We start from the raw sequence: 280 nt of genomic DNA on the forward strand, positions 1-280 counted from the left end.
TTCAGCCGCACCTTGGCTGCCGATCACCAGGGCTGCCCGACGCACGCCGTGACGGGCCACTGCGTTGAACCAGAGGGTCACTTCGGTGACATCGCCGGCCACGGACACCCACTGGGCATCGCAGCCTGTGGGCACGGAATCGTGAGGGATGCCGGGACCCATTTTGACGCCGATGGCACGCCCTGTGGCCGCCAGGCGCTGCACGCAGGACAACGGGGGAGAGAACGCTTCCGGATCCCAAATCCGTTTGGTCCCGGACGTTGACGTGGTGCGGCGGGCG

At 67.5% G+C, this 280-nt stretch carries 1 pseudogene; it reads right to left on the reverse strand.

Going from position 1 to position 280, the window contains the following annotated elements:
* Positions 1-280 (reverse strand): annotated as a pseudogene (locus N7568_RS23065) (SAM-dependent methyltransferase); the annotation flags it as partial.

This window comes from Paenarthrobacter aurescens, assembly GCF_025421775.1.
GTDB lineage: Bacteria > Actinomycetota > Actinomycetes > Actinomycetales > Micrococcaceae > Arthrobacter > Arthrobacter aurescens_B.